We start from the raw sequence: 20690 nt of genomic DNA, 5'->3' as shown, positions 1-20690 counted from the left end.
GTTAGCGGTCGTTAACCTATGGCGCGTAAGGCGTTAACGCTCATTAACCGAGCAAGGGAGCTCGAGCGATGCAGCAGGCACCAGTGCTGACGACCGCCGCCGATCCGGCGTCCGAGGCCTGGCGGACCAACGAGGCCGCCCACCGCGAGCTGACCGAGGGGTTGCGGGCCCGGCTCGACGCCGCCCGGCTCGGCGGCGGCGAGAAGGCCCGCGCCCGCCACACCGCGCGCGGCAAGCTCCTCCCGCGGGAGCGGGTGGACGCCCTCCTGGACCCCGGTTCGCCGTTCCTGGAGCTGGCCCCGCTGGCCGCCGAGGACATGTACGGGGGCGCGGCCCCCGCCGCCGGCGTGATCGCGGGCATCGGCCGGGTGAGCGGCCGCGAGTGCGTGATCGTGGCGAACGACGCCACCGTCAAGGGCGGCACGTACTACCCGATGACGGTCAAGAAGCACCTGCGCGCCCAGGAGGTGGCCCTGGAGAACCGTCTCCCCTGCCTCTACCTGGTCGACTCCGGCGGCGCCTTCCTGCCCATGCAGGACGAGGTCTTCCCCGACCGCGAGCACTTCGGCCGGATCTTCTACAACCAGGCCCGCATGTCGGGCGCGGGCATCCCGCAGATCGCCGCCGTCCTCGGTTCCTGCACGGCGGGCGGGGCCTACGTACCGGCGATGAGCGACGAGGCCGTCATCGTGCGCGGCCAGGGCACCATCTTCCTCGGCGGCCCGCCGCTGGTGAAGGCCGCCACCGGCGAGGTGGTCACGGCCGAGGAGCTGGGCGGCGGCGAGGTGCACTCGCGGACCTCCGGGGTCACCGACCACCTGGCCGAGGACGACGCGCACGCACTGCGGATCGTGCGCAACATCGTGGCCACCCTCCCGGAGCGGACCGCGGCGCCGTGGTCGCTGGAGGCTCCCGAGGAGCCGAAGGTGGACCCGTACGGCCTCTACGGCGCGGTGCCGGTCGACTCCCGCACGCCGTACGACGCCCGCGAGATCATCGCGCGCATCACGGACGGGTCCCGCTTCCAGGAGTTCAAGGCCGAATTCGGGCAGACCCTGGTCACCGGCTTCGCCCGGATCCACGGGCACCCGGTCGGGATCGTCGCCAACAACGGCATCCTGTTCTCCGAGTCCGCCCAGAAGGGCGCCCACTTCATCGAGCTGTGCGACCAGCGCGGCATCCCGCTGCTCTTCCTCCAGAACATCTCGGGCTTCATGGTCGGCCGGGACTACGAGGCGGGCGGCATCGCCAAGCACGGCGCGAAGATGGTCACGGCGGTGGCCTGCACCCGGGTCCCCAAGCTGACCGTGGTCGTCGGCGGCTCGTACGGCGCGGGCAACTACTCCATGTGCGGCCGGGCCTACAGCCCCCGCTTCCTGTGGATGTGGCCCAACGCCAAGATCTCGGTCATGGGCGGCGAGCAGGCCGCCTCGGTGCTGGCCACGGTCAAGCGCGACCAGATCGAGGGCGCCGGCCAGGAGTGGTCCGGCGAGGACGAGGACGCCTTCAAGGCCCCGATCCGCGCGCAGTACGAGGAGCAGGGCAGCGCCTACTACGCCACCGCCCGGCTGTGGGACGACGGGGTCATCGACCCGGTGGAGACCCGCCAGGTGCTGGGGCTCGCCCTGACCGCCTGCGCCAACGCGCCCCTCGCCGACTCGGCTTTCGGCATCTTCCGGATGTGATGTGTGACGTGAGGAACCCTTCGATGTTCAGCACTGTTCTGGTGGCCAACCGGGGCGAGATCGCGGTCCGGGTCATCCGTACGCTCCGCCAGCTGGGCGTGCGCTCGGTCGCCGTCTTCAGCGACGCGGACGCCGACGCGCGCCACGTCCGGGAGGCCGACACGGCCGTCCGCATCGGCCCGGCGGCCGCCGCCGAGAGCTACCTGTCGGTGGAGCGGCTGCTCGACGCCGCCCGCCGCACCGGGGCCGAGGCCGTCCACCCCGGCTACGGCTTCCTCGCCGAGAACGCGGCCTTCGCCGCGGCCTGCGCCGAGGCCGGCCTCGCCTTCATCGGGCCGCCGGCCACCGCCATCGCCCTGATGGGCGACAAGATCCGCGCGAAGGAGACCGTACGGGCCGCGGGCGTCCCGGTGGTCCCGGGCTCCTCCGGCAGCGGGCTCAGCGACGCCGAACTGACGGACGCGTCCCGCGAGATCGGCATGCCGGTCCTGCTCAAGCCCTCGGCGGGCGGCGGCGGCAAGGGCATGCGGCTGGTGCGCGACGAGGCCCTGCTGGGCGAGGAGATCGCGGCCGCGCGGCGCGAGGCGCGGTCCTCCTTCGGCGACGACACCCTGCTCGTGGAGCGCTGGGTCGACCGGCCGCGGCACATCGAGATCCAGGTCCTGGCGGACGCCCACGGGAACGTCGTCCACCTCGGCGAGCGCGAGTGCTCCCTCCAGCGCCGCCACCAGAAGGTCATCGAGGAGGCTCCGAGCGTCCTGCTGACCCCCGAGCTGCGCGAGGCGATGGGCGCGGCGGCCACGTCGGCGGCCCGCTCCTGCGGGTACGTCGGCGCGGGCACCGTGGAGTTCATCGTGCCGGGCGGGGACCCCTCCTCGTACTACTTCATGGAGATGAACACCCGCCTCCAGGTCGAGCACCCGGTCACCGAGCTGGTGACGGGCCTGGACCTGGTGGAGTGGCAGCTGCGGGTCGCCGCCGGCGAGCCCCTCGGCTTCGGGCAGGACGACGTCACCCTCACCGGGCACGCCATCGAGGCCCGCGTCTGCGCCGAGGACCCGGCGCGCGGGTTCCTGCCCTCGGGCGGGACCGTGCTCGCGCTGTCGGAGCCGAACGGTGGCGCCGTGCGCACCGACTCCGGGCTGACCGCGGGCGTGCCGGTCGGCAGCACCTACGACCCGATGCTGTCGAAGGTCATCGCCTACGGGCCCGACCGGGCCAGTGCCCTGCGGGTGCTGCGGGGGGCGCTCGCGGACACGGTGATCCTGGGTGTCCAGACCAACGCCGGGTTCCTGCGGAGGCTGCTGGCCCACCCCGACGTGGTCTCCGGCGACCTGGACACGGGCCTGGTGGAGCGCGACCTCCCATCCCTCCTGCCGGAGGGGGTCCCGGACGAGGTGTACGCGGCGGCCGCGCTACTGAACCGGGGCTCCGCCCCGGACCCCGCTCCTCAAACGCCGGAGGGGCTGGGAGGGTGGGTCGACCCCTTCGGGGTGCCCAACGGCTGGCGCCTGGGCGGCACCCCCGCCTGGACGGTCCACCACTTCCGCCTCCCGGGCCAGGACCCGGTGGAGGTCCGCACCCGCCCCTCGACCAACGGCACGACGGAACTCCTGGTCACCGGGGCAAATCCAGCCCCGCCGGCACTTGAGGCGCGGGGTCCGGGGCGGAGCCCCGGCGCACCGGCCGCGGGCCGGATCGTCACCCGCACCACCACCCACCTCACCGTCGAACTCGACGGCATCACCCACCGCTTCACCCACGCAACCTCCCCGGAGGGGACCTGGCTCGGCCGCGACGCCGACACCTGGCACGTCCAGCACCACGACCCGGTCGCCGCGTCCCTGACCGGCCGCGGCCGCTCCGGGGCCGACACCCTCGCCGCCCCCATGCCCGGCACCGTCACCGTCGTGAAGGTCGCCGTCGGGGACGAGGTGGAGGCGGGCCAGAGCCTCCTGGTCGTCGAGGCGATGAAGATGGAGCACGTCATCTCCGCGCCCCACGCCGGCACCGTCACCGAACTCGACGTCACCCCCGGCACCACCGTCGCCATGGACCAGGTCCTGGCCGTGGTCACCCCCGCCGCGCAGGAGGAGGGGAAGTGAACGGGCTCCCGATGGCCTTCCCCGTCCCCGACCTGCCGGCCCGGGTCCGCATCCACGAGGTCGGCGCCCGCGACGGCCTGCAGAACGAGAAGACCTCCGTCCCCACCGAGGTGAAGGCGGAGTTCATCCACCGCCTGGCCGCGGCGGGCCTCGCCACCATCGAGGCGACCAGCTTCGTCCACCCCAAGTGGGTGCCCCAACTGGCCGACGCGGAGAGCTTGTTCCCGCTGCTGTCCGACGTCCCCGCCGCCCTGCCGGTGCTCGTGCCCAACGAGCGGGGCCTGGACCGGGCCCTCGCCCTCGGCGCGACCCGGATCGCCGTCTTCGGTTCGGCGACCGAGACCTTCGCCGCCCGCAACCTCAACCGGAGCGTCGCCGAGTCCCTCGCGATGTTCGAGCCGGTCGTCGCCCGGGCCAAGGCGGGCCGGGCGCACGTGCGCGGCTACCTCTCGATGTGCTTCGGCGACCCGTGGGAGGGGCCGGTCCCGGTCCACCAGGTGGTCGGGGTGGCCACGGCCCTGCTCGACCTCGGCTGCGACGAGCTGAGCCTCGGCGACACCATCGGCGTCGCGACCCCCGGGCACGTCCAGGCCCTGCTGTCCGCGCTGAACGAGGCGGGCGTGGGGACCGATCGGATCGGGGTCCACTTCCACGACACCTACGGACAGGCCCTCTCCAACACCCTCGCGGCCCTCCAGCACGGCGTCACCACCGTCGACGCCTCCGCGGGCGGCCTCGGCGGGTGCCCGTACGCGAAGAGCGCCACCGGGAACCTCGCCACCGAGGACCTCGTGTGGATGCTCGACGGCCTCGGCATCGAGACCGGGGTCGACCTGGCCGCCCTCACCGCCACGAGCGTGTGGATGGCCGAACAACTGGGCCGGCCCAGCCCCTCCCGCACCGTCAAAGCCCTCTCCCACAAGGAGCAGTAGAACCATGGCCCTCGACCACCGGCTCACCCCCGAGCACGAGGAACTCCGCCGCACCGTCGAGGCGTTCGCGCACGACGTGGTCGCCCCGAAGATCGGCGACCTCTACGAGCGCCACGAGTTCCCGTACGAGATCGTCCGCGAGATGGGCCGGATGGGCCTGTTCGGCCTGCCCTTCCCGGAGGAGTACGGCGGCATGGGCGGCGACTACCTCGCCCTCGGCATCGCCCTGGAGGAGCTGGCCCGCGTCGACTCCTCCGTCGCCATCACCCTGGAGGCGGGCGTCTCGCTGGGCGCCATGCCGATCCACCTGTTCGGCACCGAGGAGCAGAAGCGGGAGTGGCTGCCGCGGATGTGCTCCGGCGAGATCCTCGGCGCCTTCGGCCTGACCGAGCCGGACGGCGGTTCGGACGCCGGCGGCACCCGCACCACGGCCGTGCGCGAGGGCGACGAGTGGGTGATCAACGGGTCGAAGTGCTTCATCACCAACTCCGGCACCGACATCACCGGCCTGGTCACCGTCACCGCGGTCACCGGCCGCAAGGCCGACGGCCGCCCGGAGATCTCCTCGATCATCGTGCCGTCGGGGACCCCCGGCTTCACGGTGGCCGCGCCGTACTCCAAGGTCGGCTGGAACTCCTCCGACACCCGTGAACTGTCCTTCGCCGACGTCCGGGTGCCGCTGACGAACCTGGTCGGCGCGGAGGGCCGCGGCTACGCCCAGTTCCTGCGGATCCTGGACGAGGGCCGGATCGCCATCTCCGCCCTCGCCACGGGCCTGGCCCAGGGCTGCGTGGACGAGTCGGTGAAGTACGCCAAGGAGCGCCACGCCTTCGGCCGCCCGATCGGCGACAACCAGGCCATCCAGTTCAAGCTGGCGGACATGGAGATGCGCGCCCACATGGCGCGGCTCGGCTGGCGGGACGCGGCGTCCCGGCTGGTGCACGGGGAGCCGTTCAAGAAGGAGGCGGCGCTCGCGAAGCTGTACTCCTCGACGGTCGCCGTCGACAACGCCCGCGAGGCCACGCAGATCCACGGCGGGTACGGATTCATGAACGAGTACCCCGTCGCCCGGATGTGGCGCGATTCCAAGATCCTGGAGATCGGCGAGGGCACGAGCGAGGTCCAGCGCATGCTCATCGCGCGCGAGCTGGGCTTCTCCGGCTGACCCGGACGTCCCGCACACCGGCGTGATCCGGCGCCCGTCGCACCCGCGGCGGGCGCCGGGTCACGTTCCGGTAAGGAACTTAGGCCCCCCTTACCCACAGGGCATGAGGTTAGGCTAACCTTCGTTCCGAACGGCCGAGAGCGGCCCCTGCAACGCACGAAAGCGGACACCCACATGCCCAAGTCCCGTTCCTCCCTCCTCACCCGTCGTGGCCTGATCGCCGCGGGTGGCGCCCTCGGTCTCGTCGCCGCGCTCACCGCGTGCGGCGGCTCGGACGCCAAAGCGGACAAGGGCGACGCGGACAAGGCGGGCGCCAGCCAGGGCGCTTGGACCTTCAAGGACGACCTCGGCAAGACGGTCTCCCTCAAGGCCAAGCCGAAGAACATCGTCGCCTTCACCGGTACGGCCGCCGCGCTGTACGACTACGGCATCCCGGTCAAGGGCGTGTTCGGCCCGACGACCCTGCCGGACGGCAAGCCCGACGTGCAGGCCGGTTCGATGGACGTCTCCAAGGTCGAGGTCCTCGGCAACGTCTACGACCAGTTCAATGTGGAGAAGTACGCGGCCCTGCAGCCCGACCTCCTGCTCACCAACACCTGGGACGGCACGTACTGGTACGTCCCGGAGGCCTCCAAGGACAAGATCCTGAAGCTGGCCCCGGCCGCCGCCGTCTCCGTGGGCGGTGACGTCAGCCTGACCAAGCCGCTGGAGCGGATGGCCGAGCTGGCGAAGTCCCTGGGCGCCGACATGAACGCCAAGAACGTCGTCGACGCCAAGGCCCGCTTCGAGGCGGCCTCCGCCAAGCTGCGCGCGGCCACCAAGGCCAACCCGGGCGTCAAGGTGCTCGTCGGCTCCGGCGCCGACCAGATGTTCTACGTCTCCACCGCGAAGACCTCGGCCGACCTGAAGTTCTTCCAGGAGCTGGGCGTCGAGTTCATCACCCCGGAGAAGCTGGAAGAGGGCGGCTTCTTCGAGGCCCTGAGCTGGGAGAACGCCGGCAAGTACAAGGCCGACGTGATCATGCTCGACAACCGCAGCGCCACCCTCCAGCCCGAGGCGCTCAAGGCCAAGCCGACCTGGAACGAGCTGCCCGCCGTCAAGGCCGGTCAGGTCATCCCGCGCGTCACCGAGCCGATCTACTCCTACGACAAGGCCGCCAAGCTCGTCGAGGACCTCGCCACCTCCATCGAGAAGGCCAAGAAGCTCGGCTGATCCCGCGGCCGCGCCCGGCCCCGACCACCCGCCGGGCGCGGCCGCACAGGTCGTCGCACGCACCGCATCCCAGGGGGGACCCTCCGCATGACCGTCACCGCACCGGCCCCGGCCGCCGTCGCCCACTTCCGCTTCTTCACCATGGAAGTGCTGCGCACCCGGCGCCTCGGCCATTCCTTCCTGCGCGTCACGTTCGGCGGCGCGTCCCTCGCGGACTTCCGCTCCGGCGGCTACGACCAGAGCCTCTCGCTCTTCCTCCCGCAGCCCCACCAGGAGCACACCACGCTCCCGTCCACGGACGAGGACACCTGGTTCGGCGCCTGGCGCGCGATGCCGGACGAGGAGCGTCCGGTGATGCGCTCCTACACCGTGCGCGAGCAGCGCCGCACGCCGCAGGGCGTGGACGAGGTGGACATCGACTTCGTCCTGCACGGCGACTCCAGCCCCGCCTCCTTCTGGGCGGGCAGGGCGGTTTCCGGCCGTCGGATCATGGCGATCGGCCCGGCCGTCGCGGAGAACAAGTCCGTCCGCTTCCAGCCGCCCGCGGGCACCGACGCGATCCTGATGTACGCCGACGAGACCGCGCTGCCCGCGGCCGCGGCGATCCTGGAGCGGCTCCCCGCCAACACCCCGGTGAAGGCCTGGTTCGAGGTGCCGCACGAGGACGACCGGCTCGTCCCGGCGAGCCCGGCGGACGTCGACATCACCTGGATCGTCCGCGCGGACCAGGGCCCCGGGCGCACCGACCAGGTCCTGGAGGTGCTGCGGGCGGCCGAACTCCCGGACGCGCGGGCTCCGTACGCCTGGATCGCGGGCGAGTCGGGCACGATCCGGGCGGTCCGTCGCCACGTCGTGCAGGAACGTTCCGTCGATCGGCGCGCGGTGCGTTTCACCGGGTACTGGCGGCTCGGCAAGAGCGAGGAGCAGCTCCTCGCCGAGGCGTACGCGGGCCGGGCTCCGAGCGAGGACCCCGACTCCGCGCTGTAGTACCCGACTGCGCACCACCACAACTGACTTGAGAGGGGCCCCGGCTTTGGCCGGGGCCCCTCTCTATTTGGCCTGCGAGTTAGGTTAGGCTAACCTAATCCTCGCACCCCACCCCCTCTTCCCTGCCCGGAGGAACCAGTTGATGCGCCAGCATCTGCTCAACGAGACGACCGCGGACCTCTACCGGCGTTCCGTCACCGAGGGCGTCTCGCGCGTGGCGGCCAAGATCGCCACCACGGAGCGCCCCCACACCGGTATATCCGTCGACGAACTCGCCCCGGTCATCAACGGGATCGACCTGGACAAGCCGCTGGAGGACCCGGCGCTCGTCCTGGACGAGCTGGAAGAGGTCTACCTGCGCGACGCGGTGTACTTCCACCACCCGCGTTACCTCGGCCACCTCAACTGCCCGGTCGTCATACCGGCCGTGCTCGGCGAGGCGGTCCTCTCGGCCGTCAACTCCTCGCTCGACACCTGGGACCAGTCCATCGGCGGCACGCTCATCGAGCGCCGCCTGATCGACTGGACCACGCAGCGCATCGGCCTCGGCCCCGCCGCGGACGGCGTCTTCACCTCCGGCGGCAGCCAGTCGAACTTCCACGCGCTGCTCCTCGCCCGTGACGAGGCCTGCCGGATCGTCATGCAGAACAGCGGCGCCGAGCTGCCCAAGTCGCAGGTGCTGCCGAAACTGCGCATCTTCACCTCCGAGTGCAGCCACTTCAGCGTCAAGAAGTCGGCCGCCATGCTCGGCCTCGGCTACGAAGCGGTCATCTCGGTGCCCTGCGACTCCAAGCGCCGGATGGACACCTCGGTCCTCGCCCTGGAGCTGGAGAACTGCGCCCGCGAGGGCCTCTTCCCGATGGCCGTCGTCGCCACCGCCGGCACCACCGACTTCGGGTCCATCGACCCGCTCCAGGAGATCGCCGACCTGGCCGCCGAGCACGGCGCCTGGATGCACGTCGACGCCGCCTACGGCTGCGGCCTGCTGGCCTCCCCCACCCGCCGGCACCTCCTCGACGGCATCGAGCGCGCCGACTCGGTCACGGTCGACTACCACAAGTCGTTCTTCCAGCCCGTCTCCTCCAGCGCGATGCTGGTCCGCGACCGCGACACCCTGAGGCACGCCACCTACCACGCGGACTACCTCAACCCGCGCCGGATGGCCGAGGAGCGCATCCCCAACCAGGTCGACAAGTCGATCCAGACCACGCGCCGCTTCGACGCGCTCAAGCTCTGGATGACCCTGCGCGTGATGGGCGCGGACGGCATCGGCTCGCTCTTCGACGAGGTCATCGACCTGGCCGCCGAGGGCTGGAAGCTGATCGCCGCCGACCCCCGCTTCCAGGTCGTCGTCGAACCGCAGATCTCCACCCTGGTCTTCCGCTACGTCCCCTCGACCGACGCCGGCGACTTCCGCGCCGACCTGATCGACGAGGCGAACCTGCACGCCCGCAAGGCCCTCTTCGCCTCGGGCGAGGCCCTCGTCGCCGGCACCAAGGTGGACGGCGACCAGTACTTGAAGTTCACCCTCCTCAACCCGCAGACCACGACGTCCGACATCGCGGCCGTCCTCGACCTGCTCGCCGCGCACGCCGAGCAGTACCTGGGAGAATCCCTTGTCCACGCCTCGTGACCTCCGCGACCCCCGCGGGCCCCACGACTTCATCGCCATCGGACTCGGTCCCTTCAACCTGGGACTGGCCTGCCTGACGGCGCCGATCGACGAGCTCGACGGCCTGTTCATCGAGTCGAAGCCGCACTTCGAGTGGCACGCCGGGATGTTCCTGGACGGCGCGCACCTGCAGACGCCGTTCATGTCCGACCTGGTCACGCTGGCCGACCCGACCTCGCCCTTCTCCTTCCTGAACTACCTGAAGGACAAGGACCGGCTGTACTCCTTCTACATCCGGGAGAACTTCTACCCGCTGCGGGCCGAGTACAACGACTACTGCCGCTGGGCCGCCGACCGCCTGGAGAACGTCCTCTACTCGACCTCCGTCACCGAGGTCACCTACGACGAGCGGGCGGGGCTCTACGAGGTCCACACCGACCGGGGAAGCGTGCACCGCGCCCGCCGCCTGGTCCTCGGCACCGGCACCCCGCCCTTCGTCCCGCAGGCCTGCGCGAACCTGGGCGGCGACTTCACCCACAACTCCGCCTACGTGCAGAACAAGGCGGAGCTGCAGAAGAAGAAGTCGATCACGCTGGTCGGCTCGGGCCAGAGCGCCGCCGAGATCTACTACGACCTCCTCGCCGAGATCGACGTGTACGGCTACCAGCTCAACTGGGTCACCCGCTCCCCGCGGTTCTTCCCGCTGGAGTACACCAAGCTGACGCTGGAGATGACCTCCCCCGAGTACGTGGACTACTTCCACGCGCTCCCCGAGGAGACCCGCTACCGCCTGGAGACCTCGCAGAAGAACCTCTTCAAGGGCATCGACGGCGAGCTGATCAACGCCATCTTCGACCTGCTCTACCAGAAGAAGGTCTCCTCGCCCGGCCCGGTCCCGACCACCCTGCTGACCAACACCTCGCTGAACTCGGCGGCGTACGACACCACCACGGGCACCTACACCCTGGGGCTGCGCCAGGAGGAGCAGGAGCGCGACTTCACCCTCGCCACCGAGGGCCTGGTGCTGGCCACGGGCTACAAGTACAGCGTGCCGCGGTTCCTCGACCCGATCCGCGACCGGCTGAACTTCGACGGCCACGGGCGACCCGACGCGGCCCGCAACTACAGCATCGACACCACCGGTCGCGGCGTGTTCCTCCAGAACGGCACGGTCCACAACCACTCCATCACCTCGCCCGACCTGGGCATGGCCGCGTACCGCAACGCCTACATCGTCGGGGAACTGCTCGGCCGCGAGTACTACAAGGTCGAGAAGTCCATCGCGTTCCAGCAGTTCGCCGCCCCGGAAGGCACCCTGGCATGAGCACCACCGACGTCCTCTTCACCCGCACCGATCCGGCCCTGGGCACCTTCGCCCTGCGCCCGCTGGACCCCTTCGCCGACGCGGAGCTGCTCCACGGCTGGGTCACCCATCCGAAGGCCGCGTTCTGGATGATGCAGGACGCCTCGCTGCCGGACGTCGAGCGCGAGTACATGAAGATCGCCGCGGCCGAGCACCACGACGCCTTCATCGGACTGCACGACGGCCGCCCGGCCTTCCTGATGGAGCGCTACGACCCGAGCGAGCTGGAGCTGGTCGGTCTCTACGACGCCCAGCCCGGGGACGTCGGCATGCACTTCCTCGTCGCCCCCAGCGACCGGCCGGTGCACGGCTTCACCCGCGCCGTCATCACCACCGTCATGGCGGCCCTGTTCGAGGACCCGGCCACCGCGCGCGTGGTCGTCGAGCCCGACGTCGCCAACACCGCCGTGCACGCCCTCAACGAGGCGGTCGGCTTCGTGCCCGACCGCCCGATCACCAAGCCGGAGAAGGAAGCCCTGCTGAGCTTCTGCACCCGCGCCCAGTTCCAGGCGGCCACGGCCGCGCAGGGAGCCTCCATATGAGCCTCGCCGACGCCGTCTCCCACCTCTCCCCCGAGCTGTGGGAACGCGCCAACCGCGCCCTCGTCCGCAAGGGCCTCGCGGAGTTCTCGCACGAGCGCCTGCTCACCCCCGAGCCGCTCGGCGACGACCGCTACGCCGTCCGCAGCGACGACGGGAGCGTGGAGTACCGCTTCACCGCGCGCCGCCACGCCCTGGACCACTGGGCGGTCGAGGAGCCCTCGATCACCCGTCACCGAGACGGCCGGGAACTCCCCCTCGACGCCCTCGACTTCCACATCGAGCTGCGCGAGGCGCTCGGGCTGAGCCCCGAGGTGCTGCCGGTGTACCTGGAGGAGATCTCCTCCACCCTCGCCGGGTCCGCCTTCAAGTACACGAAGGAGCAGACCCCCGCCGCCGTCCTCGCCGCGTCCTCCTTCCAGGACATCGAGACCGGCATGACCGAGGGCCACCCCTGTTTCGTGGCGAACAACGGCCGCCTCGGCTTCGGCGTCCACGAGTTCCGCTCCTACGCCCCGGAGGCCGCCAACCCCGTCCACCTCGTGTGGGTCGCCGCGCACCGGGACGTCTCCACCTTCACCGCCGGCGCCGGCCTGGACCACGACTCCTTCGTCCGCGCCGAGCTGGGCGAGAAGGCCGTCGAGGGCTTCGCCGCCCGGATGCGCGAGCTGGGTCTCGACCTCGCCGACTACCACCTGCTGCCGGTGCACCCCTGGCAGTGGTGGAACAAGACCTCGGTCACCTTCGCGGCCGAGATCGCGAGCCGGCGCCTGGTGCTGCTGGGCGAGGGCGAGGACGCCTACCTCGCGCAGCAGTCGATCCGGACCTTCTTCAACCGGAGCGCGCCGCACAAGCACTACGTCAAGACGGCGATCTCGGTCCTCAACATGGGCTTCATGCGCGGTCTCTCCGCCGCCTACATGGAGGCCACCCCGGCCATCAACGACTGGCTGCACCAGCTGATCCAGAGCGACGAGACGCTGCGCTCGGTCGACTTCTCGATCATCCGCGAGCGGGCGGCCATCGGCTACCACCACCGCCAGTACGAGCGCGCCACCGACCGGTACTCCCCGTACCGCAAGATGCTGGCCGCGCTCTGGCGCGAGTCCCCGGTGGAGTCCCTGCGCGAGGGCGAGCGCCTGGCCACGATGGCCTCGCTGCTGCACGTCGACTCCGAGGGGAAGTCCTTCGTGGGCGCCCTGATCGAGGAGTCGGGGCTGACCCCGGCCGAGTGGCTGCGCTCGTACCTGCGCGCCTACCTGGTGCCGCTGCTGCACTGCTTCTACCAGTACGACCTCGCGTACATGCCGCACGGCGAGAACACCATCCTCGTCATCGAGGGCGGCGTGGTGAAGCGGGCGATCTTCAAGGACATCGCCGAGGAGATCGTGATCATGGACCCGGACGCGGTGCTGCCGCCCGCGGTCGAGCGGGTCCGGGCGGACATCCCGGAGGACATGAAGCTCCTGTCGATCTTCACCGACGTCTTCGACTGCTTCTTCCGCTTCCTGGGCCCGATCCTGGAAGCGGAGGGCATCTGCGACGAGTCCGCCTTCTGGCGGGCGGTCGCCGACTGCGGACACGACTACCAGGAGTCGATGCCGCAGCTCGCGGAGCGCTTCGAGCGCTACGACCTCTTCGCCGAGGAGTTCCAGCTGTCCTGCCTGAACCGGCTCCAGCTGCGCAACAACAAGCAGATGGTCGACCTCGCCGACCCGGCCGCCGCGCTGCAGCTGATCGGCACCCTCAAGAACCCCGTCGCGCCCTTCGCGCGGCGGTGACCGCGGGCCGGGCGCGCCGTCCGATACGGTCCCTCGCACAGCGCGCCCGGCTCGTCCGGCCCCTGGTCCCGACCCCGTCCCCGCCCCGGCCCCCGCCCGGCGCCACGGGTCAGGACCAGGGGACGTCCGGGGCCCGGTAGAAGGTGACGCCCTGCGCGTCGAGGCGCGGCCCCTGTTCGGCCAGCCGCTGCCGGTACGCCGTCCAGTCGTGCGCGCCCTTGGGCGCCCAGCCCAGCTCCGCGAGGCCCAGTACCCGCGGGAAGGCCATGAACTCCAGGTCGGCGCGGGTCGCGATGGTCTCGGTCCACAGCGGGGCCTCCACTCCCAGCACCGCGGACTCCGGCACTCCGGCCGCGCCCAGGTAGCTGCCCGGGTCCCAGTCGTAGGCCTTCTTCACCGGCACGTAGCCGGCCCAGGTCAGCCCCGGCCTCGTGGTCAGGTCGTACTTCATGTCGAGGTACAGCCGGTCCGCCGGGGACAGGATCAGCGGGTGCCCGCTCCTCGCGGCGTCCGCCACCCTCCCCTTCTCCGCGGCCGAGGTGGTCGCGGTCCCCCAGTACTGGAGCACCGTGCCGTCCGCCGGGCGGGCCGCCGACAGCTGGTGCCAGGCCACGGCCGTCTTCCCGTACTTCGCCACCGTCTTCTGCGCCTGGTCCATGAAGGTCGCGTAGTCCGCCGCGCTCGTGCTGTGCGCCTCGTCGCCGCCGATGTGCAGGTAGGGGCCGGGGGTCAGCTCCGCCAGCTCGCCGAGCACCTCGTCGACGAACCGGTGCGTCACCTCCTTCTTCTGCTCGGTCATGCACAGCGAGCTGAAGCCGACCCTGATCCCCGTGTAGCGCTTGGGGGCCTTGCCGTCGCAGTTCAGCTCCGCGTAGGAGGCCAGCGCCGCGTTCGTGTGCCCGGGCATGTCGATCTCGGGCACCACCTCGACGTGCCGCTCGGCCGCGTACGTCACCAGGGAGCGGTACTCCTCCTTGCTCCAGTACCCGCCGGGCCCGGTGCCGACCTCGGTGGCGCCCCCGTACTCCGCCAGGCGCGGCCAGGAGTCGATGGCGATCCGCCAGCCCTGGTCGTCGCTCAGGTGCACGTGCAGCTTGTTGACCTTGTACTGGGCGAGCTGGTCGACGTACCGCTTGGCCTGGCCGACCGGGAAGAAGTGGCGGGCGACGTCGAGCATCGCGCCGCGGTAGGCGAAGCGCGGCCGGTCGGTGATCGTGCCGCCCTGGACGATCCCGCCGCCCGCCGCCGGCACGAGCTGGCGCAGGGTCGCCGCCGCGTAGAAGAGCCCGGCCGGGGTGTGCGCGGTGAGGACCACGGCGTGTTCGTCCGAGGTGAGCCGGTACCCCTCCGCCCCCAGGTCCGCGGCGTCCTCGTCGATCCGCAGCAGGATCCCGTCCGCCTGGTCCCCGTCCACCACCATCAGCGAGTACCCGCTGCTGGCGCGCAGCTGCTCGGCGAGCCGTTCGGCGGCCTCCCGGGTGTCCGGGGAGGAGGGGTCGGCGCGGATCACCGTGCCCGGCTCCAGCCGGTAGCCGGTGCCCGGGGCGGCGGCCCTGGCCTGCTCGGGGGACGGCAGCAGGCGCTGGAAGGCGGGGAGCACGGGCGCCGGGGCCCCCGGTTTCGCGTCGTCCCCGTGGGCGGCGGTGCAGGAGACCGCCGCCATGAGGACCAGCAGGGCGGCGCAGGTGCGCGGGACTCTCATGAGGCCAGGTATAGGCGTCCCGGGCGGTGCGAGAATCCCTGGATGGCGGAAATCATCCAGAAGGACGGCAATTGGACCTTCGACGGGGAAGCGGTCCGCATCGTTCCGGGCCGCGACAAGGGGGTGGGACTGCTCCGGCAGACCCTCGGTGAGGTGGTCGTCCCGCTGCGCGCGCTGGCGGGGATCTCCTTCGAACCGGGGCGCAAGGGCGGCCGGTTGCGGCTGCGCCTGCGGGACGGGGCCGATCCGCTGCTCCAGGTCACGGGCGGACGGCTGCCGGAGGGCTCCGATCCGTACGTGCTGACGGTGGAGCCGCACCGCAGCGGCGTGGCGGAGTACTTCGTGGACGAGGTGCGCAACGCCCTGCTGCTGGAGCAGGTGGATCCGGGGCCGGTGGACGCGTACCTGCTGACCGGGCCCGCCGTGCCGATCACGGTCGGCGCGGGGGACGGGACCGTGTCCTTCGACGGGGACCGGGTGTCGCTGGAGTGGAACTGGAAGACGGAGCAGGCCAAGAGTTCCTTCGGCCCGCGGGACTTCCGGGTGGACGCGCTGGCGTCGGTGGAGTGGTTCCCGGCGACGGGGCTGGAGAACGGCTGGCTCCGCTTCGGCCTGACGGGGGCGCCGTCCGCGCCCCCCGCGAAGTACGACCCCTACGCGATCGAGCTGTTCGGCTTCAAGAAGGACCCGCTGATGGCACTGGTCGCGGCGGCCGTGGTGGTGCGGGTGCCGCACCCGGCGGCGCCGCGGGACGCCGTACCGACCGGCGCGGCGCCGAGGGAGCTGTCCGCGAGCGGACGGAGCGGCTCCGGCGCGGGCCCGGCTCCGGCCGAGGACCACGACGTGCTGCTGCGGCGGCTGCGCGAGCTGGCCGAGCTGCACCAGGCGGGGGTGCTCACCGCGGAGGAGTTCGCGGCGACGAAGCAGGCCGTTTTGCGTCGCTTCTGACCGACCACGACCGGATTATTCGCTTCCATTGGTCCGTACCAGCATGATCCTGCCCGATTTCGGGCAGGATCTTTGCATTCCCGGAGATCCCCGGCCAGTATCTACGGGTGTCCGATCGCCGCACGTCGCATGACGACCTCGTCGACCACCTGGTGCGCAGCACCGCGCTCCAGCGCGGAGAAGCCGCCCGGGTGGTACTCGACGTCCTCGCGTACTTCGACGAGACGACCGAGGAATTCGTCCGGCGCCGCCACCGCGAGCTGCAGTCCGGCGGCGCGGTGAACGCGGACATCTTCGAGCGCATCGCCGGCGAACTGCCGCACCGCGCCGTGGCGCCGCCGGAGCTCTCGCTGCGGCAGCTGCGCCGCATCGTCTACGGCTGAACCGGCCGGGCGGCCACGGGGCCGCCGCCGGGCACGAACACCGAACTTCAGGAGGGGCAAGAACCGTATGTGCGGAATTGTGGGTTACATCGGCAAGCGTGACGTGGCACCGCTGCTGCTGGAGGGGCTGGCACGCCTGGAGTACCGCGGTTACGACTCGGCCGGCATGGTCGTCAACACCCCGAAGTCCCCCGCGCTGAAGATGGTCAAGGCCAAGGGCCGGGTCCGCGACCTGGAAGCGAAGGTCCCCAAGCGCTTCACCGGCACCACCGGCATCGCGCACACCCGTTGGGCCACCCACGGCGCCCCGAGCGACCACAACTCCCACCCGCACCTGGACCCCGAGAACAAGGTCGCCGTCGTCCACAACGGCATCGTCGACAACGCCTCCGAGCTGCGCGCCAAGCTGGAGGCCGACGGGGTCGTCTTCGCCTCCGAGACCGACACCGAGGTGATCGTCCACCTGATCGCCCGCGCCCAGGCGAACACCCTGGAGGAGAAGGTCCGCGAGGCGCTCAAGGTCATCGAGGGCACCTACGGCATCGCCGTGATGCACGCCGACTTCGCCGACCGCATCGTCGTCGCCCGCAACGGCTCGCCGGTCATCCTCGGCATCGGCGAGAAGGAGATGCTCGTCGCCTCCGACGTCGCCGCGCTGATCGCCCACACCCGCCAGGTCGTCACCCTCAACGACGGCGAGATGGCGACCCTCAAGGCCGACGACTTCCGCACCTACACCACGAGCGGTACGACGACCACCGCCACGCCCGAGACCGTGGAGTGGGAGGCCGCCTCCTACGACATGGGCGGCCACGACACCTACATGCACAAGGAGATCTCCGAGCAGCCCGACGCGGTCGACCGCGTGCTGCGCGGCCGGATCGACGACCGCTTCTCCACCGTGCACCTGGGCGGCCTGAACCTGGACCCGCGCGACGCGCGCGGCATCCGCCGCGTCAAGATCCTGGGCTGCGGCACCTCGTACCACGCGGGCCTGATCGGCGCGGGCCTCATCGAGAGCCTGGCCCGGATCCCCGCCGACGCCGAGCCCGCGTCCGAATTCCGCTACCGCAACCCGGTGGTGGACCCCGACACCCTCTACATCGCGGTGTCGCAGTCGGGCGAGACCTACGACGTGCTCGCGGCGGTGCAGGAGCTCAAGCGCAAGGGCGCCCGCGTCCTCGGCGTGGTCAACGTGGTCGGCTCGGCCATCGCCCGCGAGGCCGACGGCGGCGTGTACGTGCACGCCGGCCCGGAGGTCTGCGTCGTCTCCACCAAGTGCTTCACCAACACGGTGGTCGCCTTCGCGCTGCTCGCCGTGCACCTCGGCCGCATCCGCGACCTGTCCGTCACCGACGGCAAGCGGATCATCGAGGGCCTGCGCAAGCTGCCCGCGCAGATCCAGGAGATCCTGGAGGGCGAGGAGGACATCAAGCAGCTGGCCGCCGCGTACGCCGAGGCCAAGTCGATGATGTTCATCGGCCGGGTCCGCGGTTACCCGGTCGCGCTGGAGGCCTCGCTCAAGCTCAAGGAGATCTCCTACATCCACGCCGAGGCCTACCCGGCCTCCGAGCTCAAGCACGGCCCGCTCGCCCTGATCGAGCCCGCGATGCCCACCGTCGCGATCGTGCCGGACGACGACCTGCTGGAGAAGAACCGCGCGGCCCTGGAGGAGATCAAGGCCCGCAGCGGCCGGATCCTCGCGGTGGCCCACCGTGAGCAGGAGAAGGCCGACCACACCATCGTGGTGCCGAAGAACGAGGACGAGCTGGACCCGATCCTGATGGGGATCCCGCTCCAGCTGCTGGCCTACCACACGGCCCTGTCCCTGGGCCGGGACATCGACAAGCCGCGCAACCTGGCCAAGTCGGTCACCGTCGAATAGTCACCCACGGCAGCGAACCGCCCCCCGTGCGCACGGCGCACGGGGGGCGGTTCGTCGTTCAGCTCGCGGCGACGGCTCCGCGCGAGCGCCGGCCGACCGCCATCGGCCACTTGGCGAGGGCCGCGGTGGCCGCGTACCAGCCCAGCAGTCCGGCGACCGCCGCGACCCAGCCCGCCGCCTTGGCCAGCGAGCCGCTGTCCGCGAAGGCCGAGATCGCCAGCAACACCAGCGAGAGGAACAGCAGGGCGTACATGCCCTGCCCGAACAGTCCGCCCGAGGCACCGACCGTGAGGGTCAGCGCGAGCAGGGCGAACAGCACCAGAAACGTTCCGCCTGCGTGGGCCGACACCTTGTCGCCCGCGCCGCTGGCCCAGGTGAACCAGAAGACGCCGAGTCCGGCGAAGGCCGTGCCGTTGAAGCCGTTGCCGCCCCGGTACTCGAGGATCCCGAGGACGAACAGGGCGAGGCCGCCGAGGTACGTGGCGAGCGATACGGAATCGGCCGCCGACACTCCGTCGATGATGCCGGTGTGGCCGATTCCGAACGCGAGAAGGGTCAGACCCAGGGCCAGGTGCCCCAGGGTCGAAGTCGTGGCCGTGCTTCCCGCAGAGACGTCGTTGTCCACGGCGGGCTCCCTTCGATCTGCAGTTTTATGCTGTGTCCCAGCGACTTTTATGTACCCTTCACAACCGCTCAATCCACCACGCGACGGGTCACGGCTGGGTCACGGAGCGAACACAACCGGTCACGCGGTGATCGGCGCGGCGGTCCGCGGGCGGCTCACGGAATGACGACGACCGGCCGCTGGGCGCGCTTGGCGAGGCGTCCGGCCACCGAGCCGAAGATGCGCCCGACGAAGCCCTGGGTGGAGCCGACCACGATGGCGTCGGCCGAGTACTCGCGGCCGACCTCCTCCAGCTCGTGGCAGATGTCCCCGCCGCGCTCCACCAGGATCCAGGGGACCTCGGTCAGGTAGTCGGCGCAGGCCAGCTCCAGCCCGAGCACCTCGGTGCGGTGGTCCGGGACGTCCACGAAGACCGGTGGCTCACAGCCCGCCCACACGGTGGTGGGCAGCCGATTGGCCACGTGGACGATGATCAGGCCGGAGCCGGAGCGCCGGGCCATCCCGATCGCGTAGGCGAGCGCGCGCTCGCTGGACGTCGATCCGTCGAATCCCACCACCACCCCGTGCCGGAAGGCCGGGTCGCAGGCGAGACGTGTCTGTTCCACCGCGCGCAGGTCGCTCGACACGGAGTCGGCGAGGGATTTGCGCTTGCGGTCCGCGGGTTCGGAGAATTCGTGACCGGCCATGGGCGTCTCGGCGAAAGGTCCTCGGGATCAGGGTCGCGCGGAATCGGCGACTCAGGGTGACGGGGGTCTGTCCGGGAAACCATCTTCCCAAGCCCTTACCCCCCAGGGTACGGCGACACTCCTGCCGTGCACAGGGCTTGCCGCCCCTTGTCGCCCTTGGAGAGCGTCGAAGGGAGCATGCCGGAGCGAGGGCTCCTTGGCAATGGCCGCTGCCCCCTACAGGCAGTGACGAGCCACCCGTGCGCGCAGTGACCGAGCCGCGCCGCCCGGCGTTGGACAAGGGTCCGACCGTCCAGGAAGAGCCCGCAGGGAGTACGCCGTGCCCGGTCATCCGGTCCACCCCGTCCAGCCAGCTCCGCCGACACAGTCCGCCCCGCCCTTCCCGCCTTCCCGCCACGCGGCCGTTCACTCGTCCGTGCACCCGGCTCGCCAGCCCGGCGACGACCCCGCGGGTGACGTGGTGCGCTGGGCCGCCTTCAGCTGCCTGCTCGTCCCCGTGGTCCTCGTCGTCTACGGGACCTCCTTCGACGGCGCCGCCGTCGCGACCCTGGGGCTGGTGACGGTCACCGCGGTGTGCCGGGTGATGCTGCGCCACTCGGAGAAGACCCAACGGGCCGCGGCCCGGGTTCCGGTGGCGCTCCCTCCGGGGGCCGTACCCCGCGGCCGGCACTCCCGCCCCGGGGCCGGAACACACCGCGGATGCCATGGTTCCGGCGGGATCTCCACCCACGAATGACTTATTCGCACACTCGCGCCCGCATGTTTTCAGCCAACTTCGCTTTCGGACTCCACCCTTGCCGGAAGCCCCGGCCAACCCCCCTACCACCAGGGACGACAGAGCCGCGGGAGCGCCCAGACCCTACGTGTACTGGCCAGCAGCGGACGGCCCACTTCCCACCCGCCTGGCGGAGTGGAAGGGTTCCTGATCGAATGCTTTTCGCCAAGTTGCCAAGTCGACATAGCGCTGCGTGCTGAACTTGTCACGCCGACACCACGGGACGCAGTAGATTCGATCATGTATTTACGGCGGGGGATCCACGTGCAAGGCCGAGGGGAAACGTGCAGGTGCGACCAGACCAA

17 protein-coding genes are annotated in these 20690 nt (G+C 71.0%); 14 read left to right on the top strand and 3 right to left on the bottom strand.

Annotated elements, in window-relative coordinates:
- Window positions 1–68 precede the first annotated feature (68 nt).
- The 10 genes from ACZ4UB_RS21855 to ACZ4UB_RS21810 all read left to right on the top strand — a co-directional run bounded on the left by ACZ4UB_RS21855 (window position 69) and on the right by ACZ4UB_RS21810 (window position 13381).
- The gene (locus ACZ4UB_RS21855) at window positions 69–1685 is read left to right on the top strand and encodes a carboxyl transferase domain-containing protein (RefSeq protein WP_354382472.1); all 1617 of its coding nucleotides are present in this window, start codon (window positions 69–71) and stop codon (window positions 1683–1685) included.
- A gap of 23 nt (window positions 1686–1708) precedes the next feature.
- Window positions 1709–3790, top strand: coding sequence for an acetyl/propionyl/methylcrotonyl-CoA carboxylase subunit alpha (locus tag ACZ4UB_RS21850; RefSeq protein WP_468072355.1), 2082 nt, complete (start codon window positions 1709–1711; stop codon window positions 3788–3790).
- Between the two features lie 11 nt (window positions 3791–3801).
- Window positions 3802–4722, top strand: coding sequence for a hydroxymethylglutaryl-CoA lyase (locus ACZ4UB_RS21845; protein WP_468072453.1), 921 nt, complete (start codon window positions 3802–3804; stop codon window positions 4720–4722).
- A gap of 4 nt (window positions 4723–4726) precedes the next feature.
- Window positions 4727–5887 carry an acyl-CoA dehydrogenase family protein gene (locus tag ACZ4UB_RS21840; protein WP_468072353.1) on the top strand — a complete coding sequence of 387 codons (1161 nt, stop codon included), beginning with the start codon at window positions 4727–4729 and terminating at the stop codon, window positions 5885–5887.
- Window positions 5888–6061: 174 nt separating this feature from the next.
- Complete coding sequence (locus ACZ4UB_RS21835) at window positions 6062–7099, top strand: ABC transporter substrate-binding protein (protein ID WP_468072351.1); 1038 nt, start codon at window positions 6062–6064, stop codon at window positions 7097–7099.
- An 87-nt stretch (window positions 7100–7186) separates the two neighbouring features.
- Window positions 7187–8086 (top strand): siderophore-interacting protein, encoded by a 900-nt coding sequence (locus tag ACZ4UB_RS21830; RefSeq protein WP_468072349.1) that lies wholly within the window; start codon window positions 7187–7189, stop codon window positions 8084–8086.
- 142 nt (window positions 8087–8228) lie between these two features.
- The gene (locus tag ACZ4UB_RS21825) at window positions 8229–9719 is read left to right on the top strand and encodes a pyridoxal phosphate-dependent decarboxylase family protein (RefSeq protein WP_468072348.1); all 1491 of its coding nucleotides are present in this window, start codon (window positions 8229–8231) and stop codon (window positions 9717–9719) included.
- Window positions 9703–11022: a lysine N(6)-hydroxylase/L-ornithine N(5)-oxygenase family protein gene (locus ACZ4UB_RS21820; RefSeq protein ID WP_468072346.1), complete on the top strand. Its 1320-nt coding sequence runs from the start codon at window positions 9703–9705 to the stop codon at window positions 11020–11022. The genes ACZ4UB_RS21825 and ACZ4UB_RS21820 overlap by 17 nt, the downstream gene beginning before the upstream one ends.
- Window positions 11019–11603, top strand: a complete 585-nt coding sequence (locus ACZ4UB_RS21815) for a GNAT family N-acetyltransferase (RefSeq protein WP_468072344.1) — start codon at window positions 11019–11021, stop codon at window positions 11601–11603. The genes ACZ4UB_RS21820 and ACZ4UB_RS21815 overlap by 4 nt, the downstream gene beginning before the upstream one ends.
- The gene (locus tag ACZ4UB_RS21810; RefSeq protein ID WP_468072342.1) at window positions 11600–13381 is read left to right on the top strand and encodes an IucA/IucC family protein; all 1782 of its coding nucleotides are present in this window, start codon (window positions 11600–11602) and stop codon (window positions 13379–13381) included. The genes ACZ4UB_RS21815 and ACZ4UB_RS21810 overlap by 4 nt, the downstream gene beginning before the upstream one ends.
- A gap of 109 nt (window positions 13382–13490) precedes the next feature.
- Here the strand turns inward: ACZ4UB_RS21810 and ACZ4UB_RS21805 are convergent, their stop codons facing one another.
- Window positions 13491–15083 carry a beta-N-acetylhexosaminidase gene (locus ACZ4UB_RS21805; protein ID WP_468072340.1) on the bottom strand — a complete coding sequence of 531 codons (1593 nt, stop codon included), beginning with the start codon at window positions 15081–15083 and terminating at the stop codon, window positions 13491–13493.
- A gap of 42 nt (window positions 15084–15125) precedes the next feature.
- Between ACZ4UB_RS21805 and ACZ4UB_RS21800 the strand changes: the two genes are divergently transcribed.
- The 3 genes from ACZ4UB_RS21800 to glmS all read left to right on the top strand — a co-directional run bounded on the left by ACZ4UB_RS21800 (window position 15126) and on the right by glmS (window position 18299).
- Window positions 15126–16031, top strand: a complete 906-nt coding sequence (locus ACZ4UB_RS21800) for a DUF4429 domain-containing protein (RefSeq protein WP_468072338.1) — start codon at window positions 15126–15128, stop codon at window positions 16029–16031.
- A 107-nt stretch (window positions 16032–16138) separates the two neighbouring features.
- Window positions 16139–16414 (top strand): hypothetical protein, encoded by a 276-nt coding sequence (locus ACZ4UB_RS21795; protein ID WP_354382483.1) that lies wholly within the window; start codon window positions 16139–16141, stop codon window positions 16412–16414.
- 67 nt (window positions 16415–16481) lie between these two features.
- Entirely contained in the window at window positions 16482–18299 is a 1818-nt protein-coding gene (gene glmS, locus ACZ4UB_RS21790) for a glutamine--fructose-6-phosphate transaminase (isomerizing) (RefSeq protein ID WP_354382484.1), read from the top strand.
- Between the two features lie 58 nt (window positions 18300–18357).
- Here the strand turns inward: glmS and ACZ4UB_RS21785 are convergent, their stop codons facing one another.
- Together ACZ4UB_RS21785 and ACZ4UB_RS21780 are read right to left on the bottom strand one after the other, a co-directional pair.
- On the bottom strand, window positions 18358–18924 hold the full coding sequence (locus ACZ4UB_RS21785) for a GPR1/FUN34/YaaH family transporter (protein WP_468072336.1): 567 nt from the start codon (window positions 18922–18924) through the stop codon (window positions 18358–18360).
- Between the two features lie 155 nt (window positions 18925–19079).
- Window positions 19080–19610: a universal stress protein gene (locus ACZ4UB_RS21780; protein WP_354382486.1), complete on the bottom strand. Its 531-nt coding sequence runs from the start codon at window positions 19608–19610 to the stop codon at window positions 19080–19082.
- 415 nt (window positions 19611–20025) lie between these two features.
- Between ACZ4UB_RS21780 and ACZ4UB_RS21775 the strand changes: the two genes are divergently transcribed.
- The gene (locus tag ACZ4UB_RS21775; protein WP_468072334.1) at window positions 20026–20346 is read left to right on the top strand and encodes a hypothetical protein; all 321 of its coding nucleotides are present in this window, start codon (window positions 20026–20028) and stop codon (window positions 20344–20346) included.
- Window positions 20347–20690: the final 344 nt, after the last annotated feature.

The organism is Streptomyces sp. NPDC028419 (genome assembly GCF_055565515.1).
This window is presented reverse-complemented; position numbering and strand designations above follow the sequence as displayed.